Source organism: Arthrobacter sp. TJ-240 (genome assembly GCF_058269195.1).
Window position 1 is genome coordinate 441348 of record NZ_JBZCNG010000003.1, and the last position, 19872, is coordinate 461219.

The 19872-nt window shown below is 68.3% G+C and carries 22 protein-coding genes, 1 pseudogene and 1 riboswitch; of the genes and pseudogenes, 5 read left to right on the plus strand and 18 right to left on the minus strand.

Annotated elements, in window-relative coordinates; genetic code table 11:
- Positions 1 to 172: 172 nt before the first annotated feature.
- A complete protein-coding gene (locus tag AC4D2C_RS10310) occupies positions 173 to 631 on the minus strand; it encodes an Lrp/AsnC family transcriptional regulator (RefSeq protein WP_490906677.1) in 459 nt (152 codons plus the stop codon).
- 93 nt (positions 632 to 724) lie between these two features.
- On the opposite strand from AC4D2C_RS10310, the gene AC4D2C_RS10315 reads away from it, so the two are divergent.
- The gene (locus AC4D2C_RS10315; protein ID WP_490914610.1) at positions 725 to 1153 is read left to right on the plus strand and encodes a rhodanese-like domain-containing protein; all 429 of its coding nucleotides are present in this window, start codon (positions 725 to 727) and stop codon (positions 1151 to 1153) included.
- Positions 1154 to 1526: 373 nt separating this feature from the next.
- Here the strand turns inward: AC4D2C_RS10315 and AC4D2C_RS10320 are convergent, their stop codons facing one another.
- The 6 genes from AC4D2C_RS10320 to AC4D2C_RS10345 all read right to left on the minus strand — a co-directional run bounded on the left by AC4D2C_RS10320 (position 1527) and on the right by AC4D2C_RS10345 (position 7564).
- Positions 1527 to 1844 (minus strand): winged helix-turn-helix domain-containing protein, encoded by a 318-nt coding sequence (locus AC4D2C_RS10320; protein WP_490914612.1) that lies wholly within the window; start codon positions 1842 to 1844, stop codon positions 1527 to 1529.
- A complete protein-coding gene (locus AC4D2C_RS10325) occupies positions 1841 to 2203 on the minus strand; it encodes a hypothetical protein (RefSeq protein WP_490914614.1) in 363 nt (120 codons plus the stop codon). The genes AC4D2C_RS10320 and AC4D2C_RS10325 overlap by 4 nt, the downstream gene beginning before the upstream one ends.
- A 1174-nt stretch (positions 2204 to 3377) precedes the next feature.
- Positions 3378 to 4259, minus strand: a complete 882-nt coding sequence (gene ppk2 / locus AC4D2C_RS10330) for a polyphosphate kinase 2 (protein WP_490914616.1) — start codon at positions 4257 to 4259, stop codon at positions 3378 to 3380.
- A gap of 151 nt (positions 4260 to 4410) precedes the next feature.
- Entirely contained in the window at positions 4411 to 5244 is an 834-nt protein-coding gene (locus AC4D2C_RS10335) for a polysaccharide deacetylase family protein (RefSeq protein ID WP_490914618.1), read from the minus strand.
- Positions 5244 to 6818, minus strand: coding sequence for a YcaO-like family protein (locus AC4D2C_RS10340; RefSeq protein WP_490914622.1), 1575 nt, complete (start codon positions 6816 to 6818; stop codon positions 5244 to 5246). The genes AC4D2C_RS10335 and AC4D2C_RS10340 overlap by 1 nt, the downstream gene beginning before the upstream one ends.
- A gap of 62 nt (positions 6819 to 6880) precedes the next feature.
- Positions 6881 to 7564, minus strand: coding sequence for an SDR family NAD(P)-dependent oxidoreductase (locus AC4D2C_RS10345; protein ID WP_490914623.1), 684 nt, complete (start codon positions 7562 to 7564; stop codon positions 6881 to 6883).
- 88 nt (positions 7565 to 7652) lie between these two features.
- Between AC4D2C_RS10345 and AC4D2C_RS10350 the strand changes: the two genes are divergently transcribed.
- Entirely contained in the window at positions 7653 to 8231 is a 579-nt protein-coding gene (locus tag AC4D2C_RS10350) for a DUF5655 domain-containing protein (RefSeq protein WP_490914625.1), read from the plus strand.
- On the opposite strand, the gene AC4D2C_RS10355 is transcribed toward AC4D2C_RS10350, so the two are convergent.
- The 9 genes from AC4D2C_RS10355 to AC4D2C_RS10395 form a co-directional block, all read right to left on the minus strand.
- Positions 8188 to 8889 (minus strand): PspA/IM30 family protein, encoded by a 702-nt coding sequence (locus AC4D2C_RS10355; protein ID WP_490914627.1) that lies wholly within the window; start codon positions 8887 to 8889, stop codon positions 8188 to 8190. The two genes, AC4D2C_RS10350 and AC4D2C_RS10355, sit on opposite strands and share 44 nt — an antisense overlap.
- A gap of 51 nt (positions 8890 to 8940) precedes the next feature.
- Positions 8941 to 9507, minus strand: a complete 567-nt coding sequence (locus AC4D2C_RS10360; RefSeq protein ID WP_490914629.1) for a hypothetical protein — start codon at positions 9505 to 9507, stop codon at positions 8941 to 8943.
- 131 nt (positions 9508 to 9638) lie between these two features.
- Positions 9639 to 10067: a heat shock protein transcriptional repressor HspR gene (locus AC4D2C_RS10365; RefSeq protein WP_490914631.1), complete on the minus strand. Its 429-nt coding sequence runs from the start codon at positions 10065 to 10067 to the stop codon at positions 9639 to 9641.
- Between the two features lie 50 nt (positions 10068 to 10117).
- On the minus strand, positions 10118 to 11125 hold the full coding sequence (locus AC4D2C_RS10370) for a DnaJ C-terminal domain-containing protein (RefSeq protein WP_490914632.1): 1008 nt from the start codon (positions 11123 to 11125) through the stop codon (positions 10118 to 10120).
- Between the two features lie 212 nt (positions 11126 to 11337).
- Positions 11338 to 11997: a nucleotide exchange factor GrpE gene (locus AC4D2C_RS10375; RefSeq protein ID WP_490914634.1), complete on the minus strand. Its 660-nt coding sequence runs from the start codon at positions 11995 to 11997 to the stop codon at positions 11338 to 11340.
- Positions 11998 to 11999: 2 nt separating this feature from the next.
- Positions 12000 to 13871: a molecular chaperone DnaK gene (gene dnaK, locus AC4D2C_RS10380; protein WP_490906664.1), complete on the minus strand. Its 1872-nt coding sequence runs from the start codon at positions 13869 to 13871 to the stop codon at positions 12000 to 12002.
- 139 nt (positions 13872 to 14010) lie between these two features.
- A complete protein-coding gene (locus AC4D2C_RS10385) occupies positions 14011 to 15324 on the minus strand; it encodes a DUF2252 domain-containing protein (RefSeq protein WP_490914636.1) in 1314 nt (437 codons plus the stop codon).
- A gap of 50 nt (positions 15325 to 15374) precedes the next feature.
- Positions 15375 to 16364 carry a permease prefix domain 1-containing protein gene (locus AC4D2C_RS10390; protein ID WP_490914637.1) on the minus strand — a complete coding sequence of 330 codons (990 nt, stop codon included), beginning with the start codon at positions 16362 to 16364 and terminating at the stop codon, positions 15375 to 15377.
- Positions 16361 to 16705 carry a PadR family transcriptional regulator gene (locus AC4D2C_RS10395; RefSeq protein ID WP_490914639.1) on the minus strand — a complete coding sequence of 115 codons (345 nt, stop codon included), beginning with the start codon at positions 16703 to 16705 and terminating at the stop codon, positions 16361 to 16363. The genes AC4D2C_RS10390 and AC4D2C_RS10395 overlap by 4 nt, the downstream gene beginning before the upstream one ends.
- Positions 16706 to 16824: 119 nt before the next feature.
- On the opposite strand from AC4D2C_RS10395, the gene AC4D2C_RS10400 reads away from it, so the two are divergent.
- Both AC4D2C_RS10400 and AC4D2C_RS10405 read left to right on the plus strand, forming a co-directional pair.
- Complete coding sequence (locus tag AC4D2C_RS10400) at positions 16825 to 17220, plus strand: cupin domain-containing protein (protein ID WP_490914641.1); 396 nt, start codon at positions 16825 to 16827, stop codon at positions 17218 to 17220.
- 49 nt (positions 17221 to 17269) lie between these two features.
- A complete protein-coding gene (locus AC4D2C_RS10405; RefSeq protein WP_490914643.1) occupies positions 17270 to 17494 on the plus strand; it encodes a hypothetical protein in 225 nt (74 codons plus the stop codon).
- 151 nt (positions 17495 to 17645) lie between these two features.
- On the opposite strand, the pseudogene AC4D2C_RS10410 reads toward AC4D2C_RS10405, so the two are convergent.
- Positions 17646 to 18080 (minus strand): annotated as a pseudogene (locus AC4D2C_RS10410) (GNAT family N-acetyltransferase); the annotation flags it as partial.
- Positions 18081 to 18233: 153 nt separating this feature from the next.
- Positions 18234 to 18308, plus strand: a riboswitch (cyclic di-GMP riboswitch).
- A 121-nt stretch (positions 18309 to 18429) separates the two neighbouring features.
- On the opposite strand from AC4D2C_RS10410, the gene AC4D2C_RS10415 reads away from it, so the two are divergent.
- Positions 18430 to 19263 carry a response regulator transcription factor gene (locus AC4D2C_RS10415; RefSeq protein WP_490914644.1) on the plus strand — a complete coding sequence of 278 codons (834 nt, stop codon included), beginning with the start codon at positions 18430 to 18432 and terminating at the stop codon, positions 19261 to 19263.
- 7 nt (positions 19264 to 19270) lie between these two features.
- Here AC4D2C_RS10415 and AC4D2C_RS10420 read toward each other — a convergent pair whose 3' ends face one another.
- Positions 19271 to 19723, minus strand: coding sequence for a hypothetical protein (locus AC4D2C_RS10420; protein ID WP_490914646.1), 453 nt, complete (start codon positions 19721 to 19723; stop codon positions 19271 to 19273).
- Positions 19724 to 19872: the final 149 nt, after the last annotated feature.

Here is a 19872-nt window from a genome sequence, read left to right on the forward strand (position 1 = left end):
CTCTTTGTCTGCCGATTTTCGAAGAAGGACCAGGAGCGAGGATGGGTATACGTCCCGCCACTCCAGCAGGACATCGAAGGCTGGCAGCCCCTCACATCCGTTCAAGGATCTCTCCACGGACTCGCCTGATGAAATCGGTACAAGGACGCGCGAAGGGACGGTGCTTCCCATGTCAGGCAGGAGTTATATGTCGTGCGGGAATAGGGCTTGAGTAGACCACGCTGGTCGTGATTCCACCGAGGGTAGCGAGGCGACCAGTGATGCGTTCGAGGTCGCGCATCGAGCGGGCCAGGACCTTGATGATGAAGCAGTCCGCCCCGGTGACGTGGTGTGCTTCGATGATCTCGGGCATCGAGTCGACGAGGTCGTGGAACGGCTTGTAGTTGCCGGTCGGGTAGGCCAGTCGCACGAACGCCGTTACGGCGTACCCGAGAGCTTCAGGATCCACCGTGATCGAGTACCCAGTGACAACCCCGCCATCGGTGAGGCGTCGGAGACGATCGCTGGTCGCGCTCGGCGAGAGGTTGATGGCTCGAGCGAGTTGCGCAACACTTGTCCGTCCGTCCTGCTGCAGGTGATGGATGATCGCCTCATCAGTTGCATCAAGGTCCAGCCGTGGGTTCGATGGCATAACGGTGAATCTACCGCGGGATCATCCCTGCCAGCACTTCTACACGGTTGATGTGCAGTTCCAAGGAAGCGTGAGAAGAGATTCGATAGATGCATGTCTACTTCTCTTTCCGCCGCTGACTTCTTCGCTGCGAAGCTCGCCTATGAAACTGACCCTGCGGATCTCGCTGCTGAGCGTGCGTCTGGTCCTGGTCCGATCGTGATCGATACTCGCTCGGCCGCTTCGTGGAAGCAGGGCCGTATCCCGGGCGCCGCCCACATTACGAACGCAGAGCTCGAAGCACGCATCGCTGATGTCGCCCCCGCCCTGGATGCTGCGATCGTTGTCTACTGCTGGGGACCAGGCTGCAACGGCAGCACCCGCGGCGCATCGATTCTGGCGTCGATGGGCTATATGAATGTGCGCGAGCTGATCGGTGGTTTCGAGTACTGGTCCCGCGAGGGCCTCGCTACGGTGAGTGATGAAGGGCGCGGGCGTCGTTCACCCGATCCCCTGACAGCACCCGTCCACGCCCCGGCGTGACAAACGCGATACCGGGCGCTCGAGTACCAAGCATGCTAGGCCGCCCGTAGGCCGATCGTTCAGCGGGCAGTCGGGATGGGCGCCATATCCGGCCGTGGGTCGGCCTGGAGTCGGGCGTGCTTCTCCACATCGAACCGTTCGGGTCCGTACTGCAGCTTCTGTCGCTCAATTCCTTCGACGATGAGGGGAGCATCCCCGGGCGTCCAAGGTCGCAGTTCGATAGTCATCGCGCCCATCCTGCCCCATGCAGCCGCTGCTCAGCGATGCCTCGTAGGAGGATCGGCTACCGGGACGTCGTCTGGCACCTACCGAGGCGCAAAGGACATGTAGGTATCAGGGATCCTTTCGCTCGCTCGTTGGATCGATGCATCCTTTATCGGGACGGAGTGGTGGGGTCGTGGGCGGCTAGGAACGCGGTGAGTGTGTCGCGGTGTCGTGCATATGCGGTTCGGCCGGCGGGGGTGATGGAGTAGGTGGTGGTGCTGCCGCGGCCGCCGCCGCTCTTTCGTACGGTGACGTAGCCGGCATGGTTGAGCGCTGTCATGTGCCTGGACAGGTCTGAGTCATTGAGTTGGAGTTGGTCGCGGAGGAACGCGAAGTCGCAGGACGTACTCGCGGCGATCATGGCGATCGCGGCAAGGCGTTTGGGCTGGTTGAGTGTGGGATCGAGCCCGTCCAGGGGGGAGCTCATGCCAGGCGCTGCCGGACCTGCCGGGCAGCAGCAGGGTAGAGACGGAACTCGTACACCCACACCACCGTGAGGGCAGTGAGGAAGACTGCGACCAACCCGGCTGTGTCGCCGAGCCACACCCAGACGGCGCTGGAGGTGATGAGTGCGATGAGCGCCAGGACGATGAAGAGCCCGTAAGCCCGTTTGATCTCGAGAGGCGCGGTGGACAGGCGGGGCCATGTACCCAGCTTCGCGCGAAGGATCATGGTCAGGGTGCTCACCGCGATTACGGCTACGAGGAGCAATCCCGCCCCGAGGAGTATCCGGCCTTCTCGCAGGAGCGGGAAAGCTCCGGCGACGAGGGTGAAGTAACCGGCCATCGCGAAGGGGTACCACCCGGGAGTGCGGGGTAGCTCCGTATAAGGGGCCGCCGCTGCACGATCGGCAAGCCGGAGCGTTTCGTCATAACTTTCCATATCGGAAAGCATCGCACTCGCTTATCACTTTCGCAAGTGGAAAGCTTCATCGTCGTCGCGCGCGGTCCGCACTGCACAACAGCATCCACCCGGAAAGGGCTCCCTCAGCGGACAAGGCAATTGAGCTCGGGGTCGTGATGCGTCGTGGGTGGTCCCACGGATGATCCATGCCAGCACCAGCAGAGCGAGTGCGGCAACAGCGAGTCCTATCGCGATCGAGCCGGCAAGCAGAATGACCGGCGAAGGACCGGTGACGGGCAGACCTGCTGCCTCTGTCATGTTGCACTCGACGGCTGATGCGATCGTCGCCCCGGTGTATAGAACGATCGCCAATGCACCGAGAGCGATGCCAGCTCTGGCTACGGCAGGTAACTCGCGCGTCTTACGCTGTGAGTCGGGTGCCTTGAGATAACCAGACAGAACCGACTTGCGTCAGGTACTCGTCATAGCAGGCCCGCATATCCTCAGCGGTGGAGCCGCTCTCAGCACTATTCGAGGATTGGAACCCTAGCTGCTTCCCATCCTCCTCGATAGGCCCGACTCCCCAACCCTTGTCCTGAACACAGTCTCGTGTCGCACCAACAGCGGCACGATACTCGTCCTCACTCACCACTAGATCCTCGAGAACCGCCTGCTGATACTCAGTGGCGCTGTCTCGCATCTCTGCTTTTTCCTCCTCGGAGAAGGACGGAGAGATGCCACAGCCGCCCAGCAGAACGGCTGCACAAAGGACAGCAACTGCACGCGATCTGTTCCCCATGCGAGCATCCTGCCTCACGACACGACAAGCGTCCATGCTCACCGAGCAGGACCTAGCCGCTCGGTTCTTTCGGTACACCCCACGATCGTGGCGCCCTGACTGCTCACTGAGGATCCCTCGACGCCGCCCGGCTACTGTTTGAACTCGCTGCCCCCGCACATCCGAAAGCTCACCAGCGCCCGGTAATGGATCCCCACCGTACGGAACCAAATTCCGCTTGTGCTGTCCGATCGGACGCTGCGTCGCAGGAAGCCGCGAGTAGAGTCATCTCCCTTCGCACTCAGGGATGCGAGCACTCGCTCGAAGAGGTCCGTAGATTCAGTCCCCTTCTCGAGACTTTTGCTGGTCAGAATCCTTTTTCTTGCCCTTCAATGCTTTTTCCGACTTCTCGATCTCGTAGCGCTGGCGTACGAACCGCTGGCGGTCCAACGGCGGCCGCTCATAAGCCCGGTTCTGGCGCTCGGGCAACTCGATATCCGGCAACTCAGGTTGCTCGTAAGGCAGCAGCGACAACAGATGGGCCATCAGGTTGAGCCGCGCTTCCTTCTTGTTGTCGGCGTCCACCACCCACCACGGGTTGCGCTCGGTGTCACTGAACTCGAACATCTTGTCCTTCGCCTCGGCGTAGTCAACCCACCGGGCCTGTGCCTCGAGGTCCATCGGGCTCAGCTTCCAACGCTTGGCCGGATTGTCGATGCGGGCCTGGAATCGACGGCGTTGTTCGGAGTCGGAGAGGCTCAACCAGTACTTCACCAGCACGATTCCATCGGAGACTAGCGCATCCTCGAGCATGGGCACCGTGTCGACGAAGTCGGCATACTGTTCGTCAGTGCAAAACCCCATCACCCGCTCCACCCCAGCGCGGTTGTACCAGGACCGGTCGAACAGCACCATTTCCCCGGCCGCCGGTAGATGGGCGATGTAACGCTGGAAGTACCACTGTGATCGTTCGCGCTCCGTCGGCGCCGGGAGTGCGACAACCCGGCACGAGCGCGGGTTGAGCGCACCGCTGATGCGTTGGATGGTTCCGCCCTTACCGGCTGTGTCGCGTCCTTCGAAAATAACGACCAGCCGCGTCCCGGTTGCGCGCACCCACTCCTGCAAGGCGACCAGTTCCTCCTGCAATCGCAGCAGTTCCTTTGCGTACTCCTTCTTGGACAGGACCTGGGGGCTCGCCTCGTCGGGCGTTTTCTTGACCACACCCCATATCCTGCCCCAGACCTGAGCAATTCAGGAGGTGTTTCCACTCGTGGTACTCATAGCCTGGCAGGACGACCGACGTGACTCGGTTGCCAGTGCGAGCTGGTGAAGCGGTCAGTAGCTCAGCACGGCTGGTTCGAACAGTGTCCGCCTAGATGGTCTCCCAGGACCAGTTGGAGATGAGTCCGGTGATCCCTAGCTCCCGCAGACGCTGATTCCCGAGCAGGCGCTCGTCGAAGCGTGCTCCCCCGCACCACGCGCCCACGCGGGGAGCGCGGCCGGCCATTCCGGTGAGCCGGTGCACGACGTCGGTCACCTCGGCGGTCTCCGAGGCGGGCGTGATCTCGTCCGCCATGCGGTGGGTGAGCGTGTGGAAGCCGAGCTCGTGCCGTTGCGCCAGGGCGGTCAGCTCGTCGTCGCTCAGCGTCCCGGCGCGATCGTCCTCCACTTCGAGGGCGATGGGCAGGACCAGGACGGGCAGCGCGAGCCGTTCGCAGATCGGGACGACCATCTCCGCGGCGTCCCTGTACCCGTCGAACAGGAGGACCATGACCCGCGGGTGCGATTCCGCGGGCCCCCCGTCCTGCAGGAGGTTCCGCAGGCTCGCAAGCTTGTGCAGGCGCTCGTGGACGGCCTCGCGGTGGTCCTGCGCGACGTCGTGGAAGTTCAGGGTCAGGCGCGGGATGGCCGACAGCTCGTCCCGGGACCACCCGGCGCCGACACTCCCGAGCAGCAGTTCCCCGAGGACGCTCTGCAGGACGTAGGCCTCGTAGCTGAACGGAGCGGGCCGCCGGAGCACCTCGGGCAACGGATCGAGGATGGCAGGGATCAGCACGGACGGATCAGCACCGGCCGCGACGGCGGCGTCATCGAGCAGTACCACCGGGGTTCCCCCGGGGCGCTCGCCCTGGTCGAGGATGTAGGTCTCGAGTTCGTCGGCCTTCCCGTCGGCGTCGACCGGTCCGCCGGATCCCACCGGGGGCATCAACGCTCACCGAGGGCGCGTCGGGCGGCGTGCCGGCCGGGTTCCCGGTAGATCGGCAGCAATCCGTCGGCCGTCGCGTCGACGGCATCGCGGTCGAACCAGGCCGGACCGCCGAGCCGTTCCACGGCGTCGGGCGTCAGGATGACCTCGCGCCACCCGTCGCCGCCGGGCCGCCGGCCCACGCGTGCGAGATCGTCCCGGCCGTCCTCGACCAGCCTGCGGACGCCGGCCTCGCCGATCCGGCCGTAGGCCACCGTCTCCACCTCGGTCCCGGGCACCACGACCTTCACCGCGCGAGCCGCGCCGTTCCCGCCCACCTCCGGCGGGGTCAGGTCGGCCACGAGGATCTCGAGGCCGTGCCCGGCGAGGATCACCGACGGGTCTGCCGTCGGGTCGGTCGGCAGGTCACCGAACCGGACGGTCGACCGGCGGGAGAAGATCGTGGCATCGAGGCGGGCCCGCACCACCGCGTCCTGCTCCGCGCCAACGGTCAGCCAGGCCACGGTCGCATCGAGGACGCGTGGCTCCTCGGCGGTCGGGTCGACGACCGATAGCGCATCGTCGAGGTAGTCCTGCGGCGCGACTTCACGGACCGCGGTCAGTGGGCCGTGCATGAACGCCTTGCGGGCCCGGGCGGACGCGAACTCAAGGACCGCCTTCCGGAGCGCGACGTCGCGGTCGGGGTGTGCCGCCTCGCCGCAGGCCGTGGCGACGACGAGATCGTCCCCGGGCGCGTGCCCCACCACGTAGAGGTTCGGCACCCCGCGGTCCACCGACGCGATCTTCACGATGACGTCCACCCCGGCGGCGCGCAGGGCATCGAGCGCCTCGCGCGTCTCGCGGTCGCCGTCGTCCGGTCCCAGTTCGACGACGGCGCCGCGGTCGAGAGCCCGGAAGGAGAGGCCGTTGCCGTCGCGCTGGAGGATCTCGAGGACGCCGTGGAGGACGGCCTGCCGCAGGCTCGTCCCCGCGCCCATGCCGTTCGCCACCGGCATCAGGAGGCGCTCCCCCGAGTCGTGGTGGCCCAGCTCCGAGGGGCTGCTCGCCACGAGGTCCACCGGCACGAGCACCGTCTCCCCGTCGAGTTCGAGGATCGGCGGGCCCATGCTGCCGGTGCCGCCATCCCGGCCGGCGCGGTCCCCGGCCGGAATGGAGCGGGCGCGCCGCATCGGCACCCAGGTCAGTGCCATGTCGTCGCGGTAGGCGGAGCCCGCCGGCAGCCCGAGCGTCCTCGGATCGGCGACCCGCTCCACGCCGAGCCGCGACCGTAGATCGGTGTAGGACCCGGTGGTCCGTTCGAGGCGCGCGAACGCCAGGTGGGAGAAGACGCTCTCGACGGTCTCCCCCAGGGCGCCGACGCGCGCCTGTGCCGCCGAGGGGCCGTAGCCGACGCCACCCATCCCGGCACCCGAGTGCCCGCTCCGCCACCACGTGGCCCACGTCGGGACACCCGAACGGTCGAGGCCGTCGATGGCGAACTGTGCGCGCAACCCCGGCAGCGCGGCCTCGTACGCCTCCGCGGCCGCCGTGAGCGATCCGAACGTCGACGGCGAACCGGTGCTCCTGCGCATCATGCCCCCAGTAGAGCACACGCCCCTGGCGGGCCCAGGAGGCCGGGATCCGACGTCTGCCGGTGCTAGAACTCCGTGGAGGGCAGGTCCCGCTCGCCGTCGCGGATAGCGGTGACGATGCGGCCTGCGACGTCCACCGGGTCCTTGCCCTGCGGCAGCCGCGGTGCCTCGCCGGCGATGGGCCGGGTGGCGAGTCCGGTCTCGGTGTGTGGTGGACGCGCGTCGAGCACCCGGACGCCCTGCCGACGCAGTTCCAGTGTCAGCACCTTCCCGTAGGCGCTCAGCCCGGCCTTGGTGGCCGAGTACGCGGCCATGCCCGCCGTGGGGCTCTCGGCGACGACGGCGCTGATCTGCGCGATGAACGAGCCCTTTCCGAGAGAGGGGGCGACCGCGCGGATGAGCCGCATGTAGCCGAGGAGGTTGACGAGCACGAGTTCGTCGAGGGTGTCGTCGTCCACCTCGACAGCAGGACCGAAGGCCACGACACCGGAGGCGAACACCAGGCCGTCGAGGGGGCGCCCGTAGACGGCGGCGGCGATGTCCGCCGGTCCCGTGGGCCTGCCGAGATCCGCTGCTGCGTGAGCGACGACGGCGTCGCCGAGTTCCTCCGCGAGGCCCGCCAGTTTGTCCTCGGACCGGCCGGACAGGGTGAGCTGGGCGCCTTCCGCCGCGAGCTGCCGTGACAGTTCGGCACCGAGGACCCCGGTGGCGCCGACGACGAGGACATGGGCACCGCTCAGCTCGGTCATGCGCCGAGTGTAGCAACGCCCTCCGGTGCCCTCAGGGTGTGTGGTCCCGGACGGTTCCGCGCGGTGCCGGCCCCGTTACAGTGTGGGCATGGGTGAGATGCGGAGCTGGCAGGCCATGGTCGGGACGAACGCGGCGCGGCTGCTCCGCACCACGGGCCGGACCCCGGCGGACTGGGCTGCTGATGCCCGCTCGGCGGGGATCAGCACCCGCGAGGAGCTGTCCCGCTGGCTGAAGGACCAGGGGATCACCGGGTACAACCTGATGAGCATCGGCTGGGAGGTCTTCGGGCTCCCCGAGTTCTTCCGGCTCTCCGCCGACGAGCTCTACGCCGCCCAGTACGCCGACCGACCGGCTCTCAGGCCGCTCGCCGACCGAATCCCGCTCTGGGCCACGGAGACCCCGGAGGTCACCATCCAGATGCGCAAGACCTACGTCTCCCTCCAGACGCCTCGCCGGAAGTTCGCGCAGCTCACACCCAGCACCAGAACCGCGGTGGACGTGTTCTTCCGGCTGGCGGTGCCGGACCTGCCCGGCCTCGAACCGGTCCGCACCACGGATCCGTTCGCCTGGCGCATCCGTCTGCGGCACGTGGACGACGTCGACGACGCCCTCCTGCGGGCGCTCAGCGCTGCACGGGAGGATAGCCTCGGTCGTTCCTCCGCTTGAGCTCCTCGAGTTCCTGCTGGGCGGCCGCCTCCGCCTCGAGCTCCTCGAACGCCCGCTGCAGGCGCGGCGAGGACGGATCCGTCCACGACAGTTCCTCGCGGGCCTGCGCTTGCGCTTCGAAGCGCCGTACCTCGAGTTCCGCGTTGCGGCGTGCGGCCTCTATCGCCGCCGCCTCGCGGCTCGACGAGGCCAGCGCGTCATGGACGCCGATGGCGGCCTGCGCAGCAGCCCGACGCGCCAGCATGGCGTCGTACTCCATCGCGTTCTGCTGTACGCGCTGCTCGAGCCGTCGCACGTCGTCGTGGAGCCGGCGGGCCTGCTGCTCCGCCTCGCGCAACTGCCGGGTGAGGGTCTCGAGGCGGCGCCGTGCGGTCATCGACTCACGGATGGCGGCCCGGGCGGCGTCGTCGTCCCCCCGCTGCACCGCGGCGGCCGCTGCGGCCTCGACCCGGTTCACGTAGTCGGCGGCCTCGTTCGCGGCGAGGCCCACGCGGTGGTGGTGCGCCGCGACATCCGCCGCGCCGCGCCGCGCCTGGTCGAGCAGTGCCCGCTGGGCCTGCTGCGCGGCCTGCGCCTGCGCCCGCGGGTCCTCCTTCGACTCGGCCGCGGCGTAACGGTTGGCCTGCACGATGCGCGTGATACGGCGTTTGATCGTCACGGTGGGGACCCCCGGGTCGGTGAGTGGAGTGCGTCTACCTGGTCCAACCGGTCACCAGGCCTGCCGGTTCCCGTAGCTGTCCCGCCAGGTGGCCATGGCGGAGATCTCGGTGCGCAGGCGGTTCGTGGCCTGGTCCAGCTGGAGGGTGTCGATGGACCTGGAGGTCTGCAGCAGACACCGGCGCAGATCCGCCGAGAGCTCGTCGAGCGCCCGGGCCTGCGCTGCGAGGTCGGTAGTCCACTCCTGCTTCAGGGCGCGATTCGGCTCGCGGTCTGCCGCGCGCAGCATGGTCCCGAGCGAGGCCGCGGCCTGGTCGATCTCCGCCGCGGCGCGGGGCAGGTCGCCGACGGGGCGTCCCTGCGCCGCAGCCTCCGCGAGCGCGAGGTGGGTGGCGCGGGAGGAACGCTTCAGGTCGCCGATCAGCCGCGCGGGCTCCCGCGTCAGCTTGTCCGGCGCATAGGCGCGGGCGGCCAGCATGCCGCGGTCCCTGGTGCGCTCGATGATGTGCGATCGCCTCACCTTGCGCACCACGAGCCACCCTGCCACGCCCGTACCCGCGCCGAGGACGGCGAGCACGCCGGCCCCGATCGCGAGGGCCTCGACGAACAGCTCAAACATGACGTGCCTCCGGGAAGGGTTCCATCTTCCAAGTCTGCCCGCGCTCCCTGACAAATTCCACCGGCACCCGGTGGCGAAGACCTCCGGGGAGCATGTCCGGGTACGACAGCGGTCGCATCGGGCAGCAGCGGCTAGTTCGCGGTGCGCTCGGTGTCGGGGCGCCAGATGACCAGCGCCTGGCTGCGGGGGCGGGGACGCTGGCCGCGGGCCAGCGTGACGACGTCGCCCGCGAGGCCGGCGGCGAACACGCGGCTGGACTCGGCGTGGATCCGGCGGGAGGCCAGTTCGGAGGACAGCTCGGTCACGCGCGTCTGCAGGGCCGCCACCTGATTCTCGAGCTGGAGGATGCGGCGGATGCCCTCGAGGGACACGCCCTCCTGGGAGAGTTTCTGGATCTCGCGCAGCGTGCCGACGTCCTTCTGCGAGTAGCGCCTCGCCCGGCCGGGTGCCCGGCTGGGAGTGACGAGACCGAGCCGGTCGTACTGGCGCAGCGTCTGCGGGTGCATGTCGGCGAGCTCGGCGGCCACCGAGATGACATAGATGGGCATCGTGTAGTCCATGGCTGGCCTCCTTCCGTCACCGGTCCTCCGGCGGTTGCTCGAGCGTACTGTTACAGGCGCGCCTTCGCGGCGAGCCCGGCGCGCGGGTCGGCGTCCTTCGTGGCGTCGCGGAACGTTTCCACCGCGGCTTCGGCCTCCTTGGACAGGTTCTGCGGGACGACGACGTCGACGATCACGAGCAGGTCACCCGTGCCCTTGGACGTCTTCACACCCCGGCCCTTGAGGCGAAGGGTCCGGCCCGAGGGCGTGCCGGCGGGGACCTTCATCTTCACCAGTTCGCCTGTGAGCGTCGGGACCTCGATCTGGGCGCCGAGCGCCGCCTCGGGGAAGCTGACGGGCACGTGCACACGGATGTTGTCGCCGTCACGTTTGAACAGCGGGTGGTCCTTCACCGAGACGGCGACCATGAGGTCTCCCGGACCGGCCTGGCCCGGCTGCCCCTTGCCCTTCACGCGGACCTTCTGCCCGTCCCGGATGCCCGCGGGGATGCGCACGTCGATCTGCTCTCCCGAGGGTTCGCGCAGGCCGATGGTGGTGCCGTTGATCGATCCGGCGAAGGAGATGGTCGTGGTGGCCGTCCGGTCGGCGCCCTTCTGCGGACGCGTGGACTGGAAGCCGCCGGGGAAGCCGTTGCCGCCCACACCGCCCACACCGCCGCCGAACAGGTCGGCGAACTCGGGAGGCAGGTTGCTGTTCGAGAAGCCGGTGCGCTGGCGTGTGCCCGTGCCGGCGCCCTGGCCGAAGAGGTTCCCGAAGATGTCCTCGAAGCCCGCGCTGCCGCCGGCTCCGCCACCGGCGCCGCCGGCCGAGAACCGTGCTCCGCCGCCCATCGCACGGATGGCGTCGTACTGCTGGCGCTGTTCGTCGTCGGACAGCACCGAGTAGGCCTCCGAGACGTCCTTGAACGTCTTCTCCGATGCGGCATCACCCTGGTTCTGGTCGGGGTGGTACTTGCGGGCGAGTTTCCGGTAGGCCTTCTTGATGTCGGTGCCGGAGGCGTCCTTGGAGACACCGAGGATCTTGTAGAAATCCTTGTCGACCCAATCCTGACTAGCCAATGGGCGTCTCCTTTCGTAGGTGTTGCTAAAGATATAAGGGCCGGGGCCACCGGCCGAACCCCCGCCGTGCACCAGGTGTCTCATCGACACCCGGGTCAGTCATGGAGAGACGGGTGGGGCCGTCTTCTGTAGGGCCTTCAATATTCCGTAGCGAGCTCTGCGAGCGCAGGAATTTCGTTGGCCCGGGAAGACTGCCCCACCCGGCATTTCAGTTACTCCGGAACCGCCACGATGACCTGCGCGGCCCGGAGGACGCGCTCGCCCTTGCGGTAGCCCACGCGGAGGATCTGGCTGACGCTGTCGGCCTGGACGTCCGCACTCGGCTGCTGCATGAGCGCTTCGTGGATGTTCGGGTCGAAGGCGACGCCGACCTCGTCGATGCGGGTGAGCTCGTACGTCCTGAGGGCGTTCTCGAGCTTGCCCGCGATGGCCGCGAAGGGCCCCTCGGCGAGATCGCCGTGCTGGCGTGCGGCGTCGATGTCGTCGAGGACGGGCATCAGCGTGTTGATGACGCCGATGACCGCCTGATCACGGGCGACATCGCGGTCGCGCTCCACGCGGCGCCGGTAGTTGACGTACTCGGCCTGGAGGCGGAGCAGGTCGTTGCGCAGTTCAGCGACGACGTCCACCGCCGGGTTGTCCCCCTCGGCGCCGGCCTCGTTCAGGATCGCCTCGGCCTGGGCCAGGGCGTCCCCCTCGGAGGCGTCACCGGCAGGTGCGGCCTGCTCCCCGGCCGCGGATTCGTCCGCGGCCGGAGCGCCGGCGTCGTTCTGCTGCCCACGGACTTCGCCGGTCTCAGGGTCGATCTTCCGGTTGTCGCGGAAGCTCACCGGCTCTGACGCGTGCTCTTCTTCGTTTCCGTGGTGCGGCATGGCTACTTCTTCTCGTTGATGTCGTCGTCGACCACTTCGGCGTCGACGATGTCCTCGTCGGCACCTGCGGCGGCCGGCTGGTCGTCGGCGGGCGCGCTGCCTGCGGCGCCCGCGTCCTGCTGGGCGGAGGCGTAGATCGCTTCGCCGAGCCTGGACTGGGAGGCCTGCAGCTTCTCGAAGGCCGTCTTCACCTCGGCGTCGTTGTCCTGCGACTCGAGCGCCTTCTTCAGGGCGTCGACGTCGGCCTGGACCTCGGTCCGGACGTCCTCGGGCAGCTTGTCCGAGTTGTCGGCGATGAGCTTGTCCACCGAGTAGGCGAGCTGCTCGGCGCCGTTGCGCGTATCGGCGGCCTCGCGACGCTGCTTGTCCTCCGCTGCGTGCTCCTCGGCCTCGCGCACCATGCGGTCGATGTCCTCCTTGGAGAGGGACGATCCACCGGTGATGGTCATCGACTGCTCGGTGCCCGTGCCCTTGTCCTTGGCGGACACGTGCACGATGCCGTTGGCGTCGATGTCGAAGGTGACCTCGACCTGCGGGACGCCGCGCGGAGCCGGCGCGATGCCGGTCAGCTCGAAGGTGCCCAGCGGCTTGTTGTCGCGGGTGAACTCGCGCTCACCCTGGAAGACCTGGATGGCCACGGACGGCTGGTTGTCGTCCGCGGTGGTGAAGGTCTCGCTGCGCTTGGTCGGGATGGCCGTGTTGCGCTCGATGAGCTTGGTCATCATGCCGCCCTTGGTCTCGATCCCGAGGGACAGCGGCGTGACGTCGATGAGCAGCACGTCCTTGCGCTCACCCTTCAGCACACCGGCCTGCAGTGCGGCGCCGACCGCCACGACCTCGTCCGGGTTGACGCCCTTGTTGGGCTCCTTGCCGCCGGCGAGTTCCCTGACGAGTTCGACGACAGCGGGCATGCGGGTGGAACCGCCGACGAGGACGATGTGGTCGATGTCGCTGACCTTGATTCCGGCCTCGGCGATGACGTCCTGGAACGGCTTCTTGGTACGGTCCAGGAGGTCCTTCGTGAGGTCCTGGAACTTGGCACGGGACAGGTGCTCGTCGAGGTGGACGGGGCCGTCCGCGGTGACCGAGAGGTACTGGAGCGAGATGTTGGTGGACGTCGCCGAGGACAGTTCCTTCTTGGCCTGCTCCGCGGCTTCCTTCAGGCGCTGCAGGGCGATCTTGTCCTTCGAGAGGTCCGCACCCTTGGCCTTGGCCTGCGAGAGCAGGTAGTCGACCACGCGCTGGTCCCAGTCGTCGCCGCCGAGGCGGTTGTCACCGGAGGTGGAGCGGACCTGGATGGTGGAGAACGCATCCTCGTCCTTGCCCACCTCGAGCAGGGAGACGTCGAACGTTCCGCCACCGAGGTCGAACACGAGGATGAGCTCGTCCTCCTTGCCCTTGTCGAGGCCGTAGGCGAGGGCCGCCGCAGTGGGCTCGTTGACGATGCGCAGCACCTTCAGGCCTGCGATCTCGCCGGCCTCCTTGGTGGCCTGGCGCTCGGCGTCGTTGAAGTAGGCGGGCACCGTGATGACGGCGTCGGTGACCTTCTCGCCGAGGTAGCTCTCCGCGTCGGTCTTCAGCTTCTGGAGGATGCGCGCGGAGATCTCCTGCGGCGTGTACTTCTTGCCGTCGATGCCGACATTCCAGTCGGTGCCCATGTGGCGCTTGACCGAGGCGATGGTGCGGTCGATGTTGTTGACGGCCTGGCGCTTGGCGATCTCGCCCACCAGGACCTCACCGGACTTGGAGAAAGCGACGATCGACGGCGTGGTGCGTGCGCCCTCGGCGTTCGCGATGACGGTGGGCTCGCCGCCTTCGAGGACCGAGACGACCGAGTTGGTGGTTCCGAGGTCAATACCTACTGCACGTGACATGCAATTTCCTTTCGACTGCCCGGGATTTGCGAGGCGCTCATCCGCCGGGCGCGTGGATTGAGCGTTCTGCACTCAAGTATAGTCGCGGCACGTCGAGGAGCAAAATGAAGTTGAGTCCCCTTGACTCAACCCCTGCTCCTCAGGTAGCGGGGACGGCAGTGATGAGGCCCTCCCGGAAGGCGTCGACGAAGAGGGCGTGATCCTGCCGCACCGTCTCCGCGTAGGCCTCGCCGAACCCCACGATGTCCTCGATGAACCCGTCACGGGAGTTCCCGACGGCGGCGAGGATGGCGGTCTCCGTGCGGAACGGCACGAGGTCGTGGTCGCTGTCCTCGTCCGTGGAGCAGTGGATCTTCGCCGTGGCCTGGCCGAGGGCCTCGAGCACGGGGGCCATCTGCTCGGGCTCGGTGAGGTCCTCCCAGGAGAGGTCGCGCTTGTACGGGGAGAGCTCCGACACCACGTAGGAGACGCCGCGGATCGAGGTGTAGCCGAGGAACGGGTCGGTGTGGGTCTGCAGCGAGCGCTGGCTGACGACGGCGCGGTGTCCGTCGTCGTCGAAGAAGCCACGCACGCGTTCGTCCTCCACGATGCGGCTGGGAGCGGCGATGTTCGACTGCTTCAGGGTGAGGATGATGTCGTTCTCCTGCGCCTCGTCGAAGCCCTCGATGAGCACGTTGTACGTGGGCAGCCCTGCGCTGCCGATCCCGAAGCCCTTCTTCCCGACGATCCCCTTGACCCGGTAGAAGACGCGGCGGCGTGAGCGCTCACCGTCGGGGATCGTACCGAGGTAGCGCCCGAAGGCGTCGGACACCTCCGCGTACTCGTCCTCGTCGAGGGGTCGGATGGAGCCGTCGTCGCGGAACCGGCGCTCGTAGTCCTCGATCTGTGTCAGGGAGTCGAGCAGGCGCGTCCGCCGTGCGGCGCGGGCCTGCTGCAGCACGCGGTGGATGGCGCCGTCCGTGTTGTCGAGCCCGAAGGCGAAGGCCGACTGCTCGTCCTCCACATAGTCCCCGACCCGCCCGAGGTAGGCCTCGAGGTACGTGCGCGCCAGCCCGCGGACCGCCTGTGACGGCAGGGCCTTCTGCCAGCACAGCAGGGTCAGCGAGGCGACGAACCGGCGCAGGTCCCAGGAGAAGTGGCCCACGTACGCCTCGTCGAAATCGTTGACGTCGAACGTGAGCCGGCCCTGGTTGCTCATGTAGGTACCGAAGTTCTCGGCGTGCAGGTCGCCGTGGATCCACACCCGGCTCGTGCGCTCGTCCGCCCAGTCGTCCTCGAGCTCGGCCATGTCGGTGTAGAACAGGGACGCACTGCCGCGGTAGAAGGCGTAGGGATCCGCAGCCATCTTCCGGAATCGTGCACGGAAGGCGAGGGGGTCGGCGACCATCAGGTCCTGATGGGCCTCGACGAGGGTCCGGACGATGTGCTGCTTACGGGAATCGGTGGCTGCCATCCGCCCACGGTACGCCTTCCCTCTGCACGGCTCCGGGCGCCCCGACCGCCTCAGCGCAGGGCCGGGACCGCATGCAGCGGCGCCGCGACGGAGGCCCGGCGTGCCTTCAGGAAGCCGTCCACCACGTCCCAGGCCGCGATCAGCACCGTCACGGCCGTGACGATGGCGGTGACGGTCCAGCCACTGCCGGTCGCAACCGCCGGATCCCAGCCGACGGCGTCGACGAAGTCCGGGTTGAGCAGTCGCCCTTCGGACCACAGGAGGATCGCCGGGACCGCGAAGGCGACATTGAGAAGGACGTTCACGACGGCGGCGCGCCAGGACCAGCCCCGCAGGTACAGCCAGACGGCGAACCCGGCCTCGAGGACGATCAGCGCCAGGAACCACGGGAGCCAGAAGGACCACAGGGCGGGGTCGAGCAGCGGGATCGCGCTGCCGTCGTCCGCACGGGCGACGGACCGGACCTGCTGCCACAGGATCGCCCCGGCGAAGAGCGCGAGGAAGACGAGGGAGGCGACGAGCTCGGCCAGGCGCCCGTCGCGCGTGCGGTCCGGCAGCTCGGGAAGGCGCTCGACCGTCCATTCCATGCCGGTGTCGGCGGTGCCGCTGCGTTCGAGGACCACGAAGAGCAGTGTGGTCCAGAAGCCGATGTGCACGGTCGTGGTGATCGCCGTCGACACCGCGCTGCCGATCGCTCCCCCGATGCTGCCCGAGGTGAGGAGCTGCACCACCAGCACTGCGACGGCGGTGATGGGGACCACGATGGCGACGAGCGTCCTGAGGAGCCGCAGCCAGTCGAGGTAGTAGCGCGGTCCGATGAGCGTGAGGGGCCGATCCACGTAGTCCGCCGCGAGACGCTCCGGGTCCCCCAGCTGGACCAGTGCCGAGCGCTCCGCGGCGGCAGGGTCCTCGCCGGAGGCGAGGCGGGCGTCGACGGCGTCGCCGATCATCTCCCTGATCTCGGGGTCGAGGCCGGAGCGCTGGGACTCCGGGACGGTCCGCATGGCGGCCCACACATAGCGATCGGTCAGCGTGGTCATGGCACTTCCCCTTCGGCGAGGCGATGGAGCGAGGTCGTCAGCCGATCCCAGTCGGCCGTGAGGGTGGTGGCGAGGTCGTCACCGGCCGGGCTCGTCCGGTAGAACTTCCGCGGACGGGACTCGGCAGTGTTCCACTCACTCGTCAGCAGGCCCTGCTTCTCCAGGCGCCGCAGGAGAGGGTAGAGCGTGTTCGCGTCGACCTGGATGCCCAGGCCGTCGAGCGCTTCGAGGAGCGCGTACCCGTAGTCGGGGGTGCGCAGCCGGGTGAGGCATGCGAGGACGACCGTCCCGCGCCGCAGTTCCTGCAGGTGTCCGGCAATCAGGTCGTCGTTGTTTGCCATGCGCGAAACTATAGTGTGCGACACACACTATAGCAACAGGCACAACGGTGTAGCGCGCTGCGATGAGATCGGCCCACCCGCGACGTCCACCCGTCATCGCATCGAACCAGGAGGCAGCCATGGACCCCCGGACCACAACGCCGACCGGCGGATCTCCCCCGCCGGCGCGGGCCATCCCCCGGGAGGAACTGGCCCTTCCGGGCAGCAGGACGCGCCGCTTCGACGGCGGGTCCTTCGGCTCCGCCATCTCCTACTTCTCGGTGGACAACGACCCGGGCGACACCGTGGCCCTCCATCGCCACCCGTACACCGAGACGTGGGTGGTTCTCGACGGGAACGTGCGCTTCACCGTCGGCACCGCGGTTCTCGAGGGGACGGCGGGTGACACCGTCGTGGCGCCGGCCCGCGTCTGGCACGGCTTCACGAACGACGGCGACGGCCCGCTGCGGATGCTGTGCATCCACGCCTCACCCCGCATCATCCAGGAGTGGAAGAACGACGGCGAGCCCGCGTAACAGCGAATCCGCCGCCACGACCGGGGCGCCGGGTGACATACTGTCCGGCATGGACCTCGAGGAATGGTGGAACGGCGTCACGCAGCAGACGCGGGACTGGCTGATGGCCCACAACGGTGAGGCACTGAGTCCCGAGGTGGTGGCGGACATCAGCAGGGCGGGCGGCCTCGTGGCGACCGAGTCCTGGTGGATGGGTGGGCGCGGGCCCGACGGCGTGTTCCTCTCGGACGCGGCGACGGACTGGATCGAGGAACGTGCCAACGCCGAGGAGTAGCCGCCCGCCGACGCGATCTGAAGGGGTAGCAGGGCCTCCTCCCGTTCCACGGAGCCGCACCATGGCTGCGGTGTGCCGGTCCTGTACCGGGGCTGGGCCTCAAGGTGCGCGGTCCTCCGTCGTCCCGGGTGCCGGGCCAGCGCTCGAACCCGGCCGCCTCGTACGCCTGGCGTGCCGGCCGGTGGCCCGGATCGTCGCCGGTCTCGACGAGGACCATCCGCATCCCGGCCTCCCGCCCCCGATCGAAGGAATGGCCCATGAGGGCCCTGGCCACACCCCGGCGCTGGAACTCCGGGTCCACGGCCAGCACGTAGATCTCGCTCATGCTGTCCTCGGGATGGAACCGCGTGCACACCCAGCCCACGGGCCGGCCCTCCTCGAAGGCCACGGCGACGTTCTGCGGTTCGCCGTCGAGCACTGCCGCCAGATCGCGTATCTGGCGTTCCCGCCATCCGTCCGGATAGAAGGACTCGTAGGCGAACGGCGCCATCGCCTCGCGGAACAGCGGGAACACCGGCTCCCAGGCCCGTATCGAGAGCGCGAGCAGCGCCGCCCGGTGGGCCGGCTCGTACTGCACGATCTGCATGGAAGGACCGTAGCGCCCGCAGGCGTCCGGCGCAGCCTTCGGCGGGCTCGCTTCCCTGCAGCGGGGAGGTGCCCGGCACGGCACGGACCGCTGCGTGCCCGCGTCACGGATGTGTCGGTCGGGGTTGCTAGTATCGTCGGGCGGGCAACCGCTCGTCGATAAGGGCAAACCCGGTGCGAGCCGGGGACGCAAAGCCACGGGACCCACGAGGTCAGCCGGGCCGCCGAAGAGAACAGGTCCACGAGTATGTCTCGGACAGTCCAATTCAATACAACTCCCGGATCGGCCGAAGGCGCTGTGCTCAGGCCCACCTCCCCCGCCACGCGGAATCATCGTGGGACGCCCCGCTATGAGTAGCTCCGGACCCGGCGAGGTCCGGGCGGCCGTCGTCATCGAGGACGATCTCGACATCCGCAACCTGGTCTCCGCCATCCTCGCCCAGGGGGGCTTCCAGGTGACCGGCGCGGCCACCGGCCGTGAGGGCGTCGACATAGTGCGCCAGGAGCATCCGGTCGTGGTGACCCTCGACATCGGGCTGCCCGACATCGACGGGTACGAGGTCCTCCGGCGGATCCGCTCCACCACGGACTGCTACGTGATCGTCCTGAGCGGTCGCGGGGACGAGCTGGATATCCTGACCGCCCTCCAGGCCGGCGCCGACGACTACGTCCTGAAGCCCTTCCGCCCACGGGAACTGCGGGCGCGCATCGACGCGATGCTCCGCAGGCCCCGCGCCGGCCAGATGGCACAACATGCGTCCGCACCGTCCGCGCAGTCCGCGCCGTCCGGGATTCCCGCTGCAGCTCCCGTCCTGTCCGGGGACGCGAGCCAGGAATCGTCCGACACGCTCCTGCGGAACGGAGTCCTCGTGGTGGACAGCGACGCCCGCACCGCGAGTTGCGCCGGCGTCGAGCTGCCACTGACGAAGACGGAGTTCAACCTCCTGCACGAACTGATGCGGAGCAACGGCGCGGTCCGGACCAAGGAGGAGCTCGTGCGGGTCTCGCGGGGTCGCGACTACCGCGGCTACAACTTCGTGAGCCGGACGGACGAACGGGCCATCGAGGTGCACATCGCCAACCTCCGCCAGAAACTGGCGCGGACCAAGGGTGACCCGGACCTGATCGTGACGGTCCGAGGCGTCGGCTTCCGGATCGTGCCGCGGAGCGCCACCTCGCGCTGAATCGGCATCAGGGGTGTTCGGAGGGCTCCTGAAGCGTCCGGACGGTGTCGTCGGCGCAGCCGCGCAGCAGGGTGAGGGTGCGCCTGGCGCCCTCCAGGTCGCCGGTCGTGATCAGCCGGAGGGTTGCGCGCCCGGCCTGGCCGAGGCGCAGTGCGCCCACCATCGCCGCGGAGGCCGTCACGCTGAGCACGGCGTCCTCGGCTCCCGCCGCGTCCCCCTCGGCGAGCCGGAGGTCCAGCCTGTCGATCTTCCCTGGCAGATCGACGCAGAAATCCCGCGCGAACTGCCGAACGGTCGCCGCGTCGGAGAAGTCCCGCCGCATGTCCCGGAGGACCGCCGGGTCCAGGAGCTGCGCTGTCTTCCCGGGCGCGACCGGGACCGTGACGGCTCCGACCCCGAGGGGTGCAGGGCCGTGGTCCTGGTGCTGGCCAGGGGAGGGCGGGGTGGAATGGATGGGCACGCTTCAAGGGTAGTGACGGTCCGCCCACCCGGAGGTGTCCCTCGATGTTATTGCGCAAAGCTTGCGGAAGGATGACATCTCGTGGTCGGGACAGCCCTGACCGGCCGCGGTCGCGGCCGATCAGCCTTGTGCGCCGGAGCTGCTGAGGG

Excerpts from the sequence above, each read along its gene's own strand:
- dnaK (WP_490906664.1), bottom strand. The coding sequence starts at position 13,871 with ATGTCACGTGCAGTAGGTATTGACCTCGGAACCACCAACTCGGTCGTC.
- AC4D2C_RS10350 (WP_490914625.1), top strand. The coding sequence starts at position 7,653 with ATGGGTGAGATGCGGAGCTGGCAGGCCATGGTCGGGACGAACGCGGCG.
- AC4D2C_RS10320 (WP_490914612.1), bottom strand. The coding sequence starts at position 1,844 with ATGAGCTCCCCCCTGGACGGGCTCGATCCCACACTCAACCAGCCCAAA.
- AC4D2C_RS10375 (WP_490914634.1), bottom strand. The coding sequence starts at position 11,997 with ATGCCGCACCACGGAAACGAAGAAGAGCACGCGTCAGAGCCGGTGAGC.
- AC4D2C_RS10340 (WP_490914622.1), bottom strand. The coding sequence starts at position 6,818 with ATGATGCGCAGGAGCACCGGTTCGCCGTCGACGTTCGGATCGCTCACG.
- AC4D2C_RS10335 (WP_490914618.1), bottom strand. The coding sequence starts at position 5,244 with ATGCCCCCGGTGGGATCCGGCGGACCGGTCGACGCCGACGGGAAGGCC.
- AC4D2C_RS10390 (WP_490914637.1), bottom strand. The coding sequence starts at position 16,364 with ATGACCACGCTGACCGATCGCTATGTGTGGGCCGCCATGCGGACCGTC.
- AC4D2C_RS10310 (WP_490906677.1), bottom strand. The coding sequence starts at position 631 with ATGCCATCGAACCCACGGCTGGACCTTGATGCAACTGATGAGGCGATC.
- AC4D2C_RS10415 (WP_490914644.1), top strand. The coding sequence starts at position 18,430 with ATGAGTAGCTCCGGACCCGGCGAGGTCCGGGCGGCCGTCGTCATCGAG.
- AC4D2C_RS10405 (WP_490914643.1), top strand. The coding sequence starts at position 17,270 with ATGGACCTCGAGGAATGGTGGAACGGCGTCACGCAGCAGACGCGGGAC.
- AC4D2C_RS10395 (WP_490914639.1), bottom strand. The coding sequence starts at position 16,705 with ATGGCAAACAACGACGACCTGATTGCCGGACACCTGCAGGAACTGCGG.
- AC4D2C_RS10360 (WP_490914629.1), bottom strand. The coding sequence starts at position 9,507 with ATGTTTGAGCTGTTCGTCGAGGCCCTCGCGATCGGGGCCGGCGTGCTC.
- AC4D2C_RS10345 (WP_490914623.1), bottom strand. The coding sequence starts at position 7,564 with ATGACCGAGCTGAGCGGTGCCCATGTCCTCGTCGTCGGCGCCACCGGG.
- AC4D2C_RS10315 (WP_490914610.1), top strand. The coding sequence starts at position 725 with ATGTCTACTTCTCTTTCCGCCGCTGACTTCTTCGCTGCGAAGCTCGCC.
- AC4D2C_RS10400 (WP_490914641.1), top strand. The coding sequence starts at position 16,825 with ATGGACCCCCGGACCACAACGCCGACCGGCGGATCTCCCCCGCCGGCG.
- AC4D2C_RS10325 (WP_490914614.1), bottom strand. The coding sequence starts at position 2,203 with ATGGCCGGTTACTTCACCCTCGTCGCCGGAGCTTTCCCGCTCCTGCGA.
- AC4D2C_RS10365 (WP_490914631.1), bottom strand. The coding sequence starts at position 10,067 with ATGGACTACACGATGCCCATCTATGTCATCTCGGTGGCCGCCGAGCTC.
- AC4D2C_RS10385 (WP_490914636.1), bottom strand. The coding sequence starts at position 15,324 with ATGGCAGCCACCGATTCCCGTAAGCAGCACATCGTCCGGACCCTCGTC.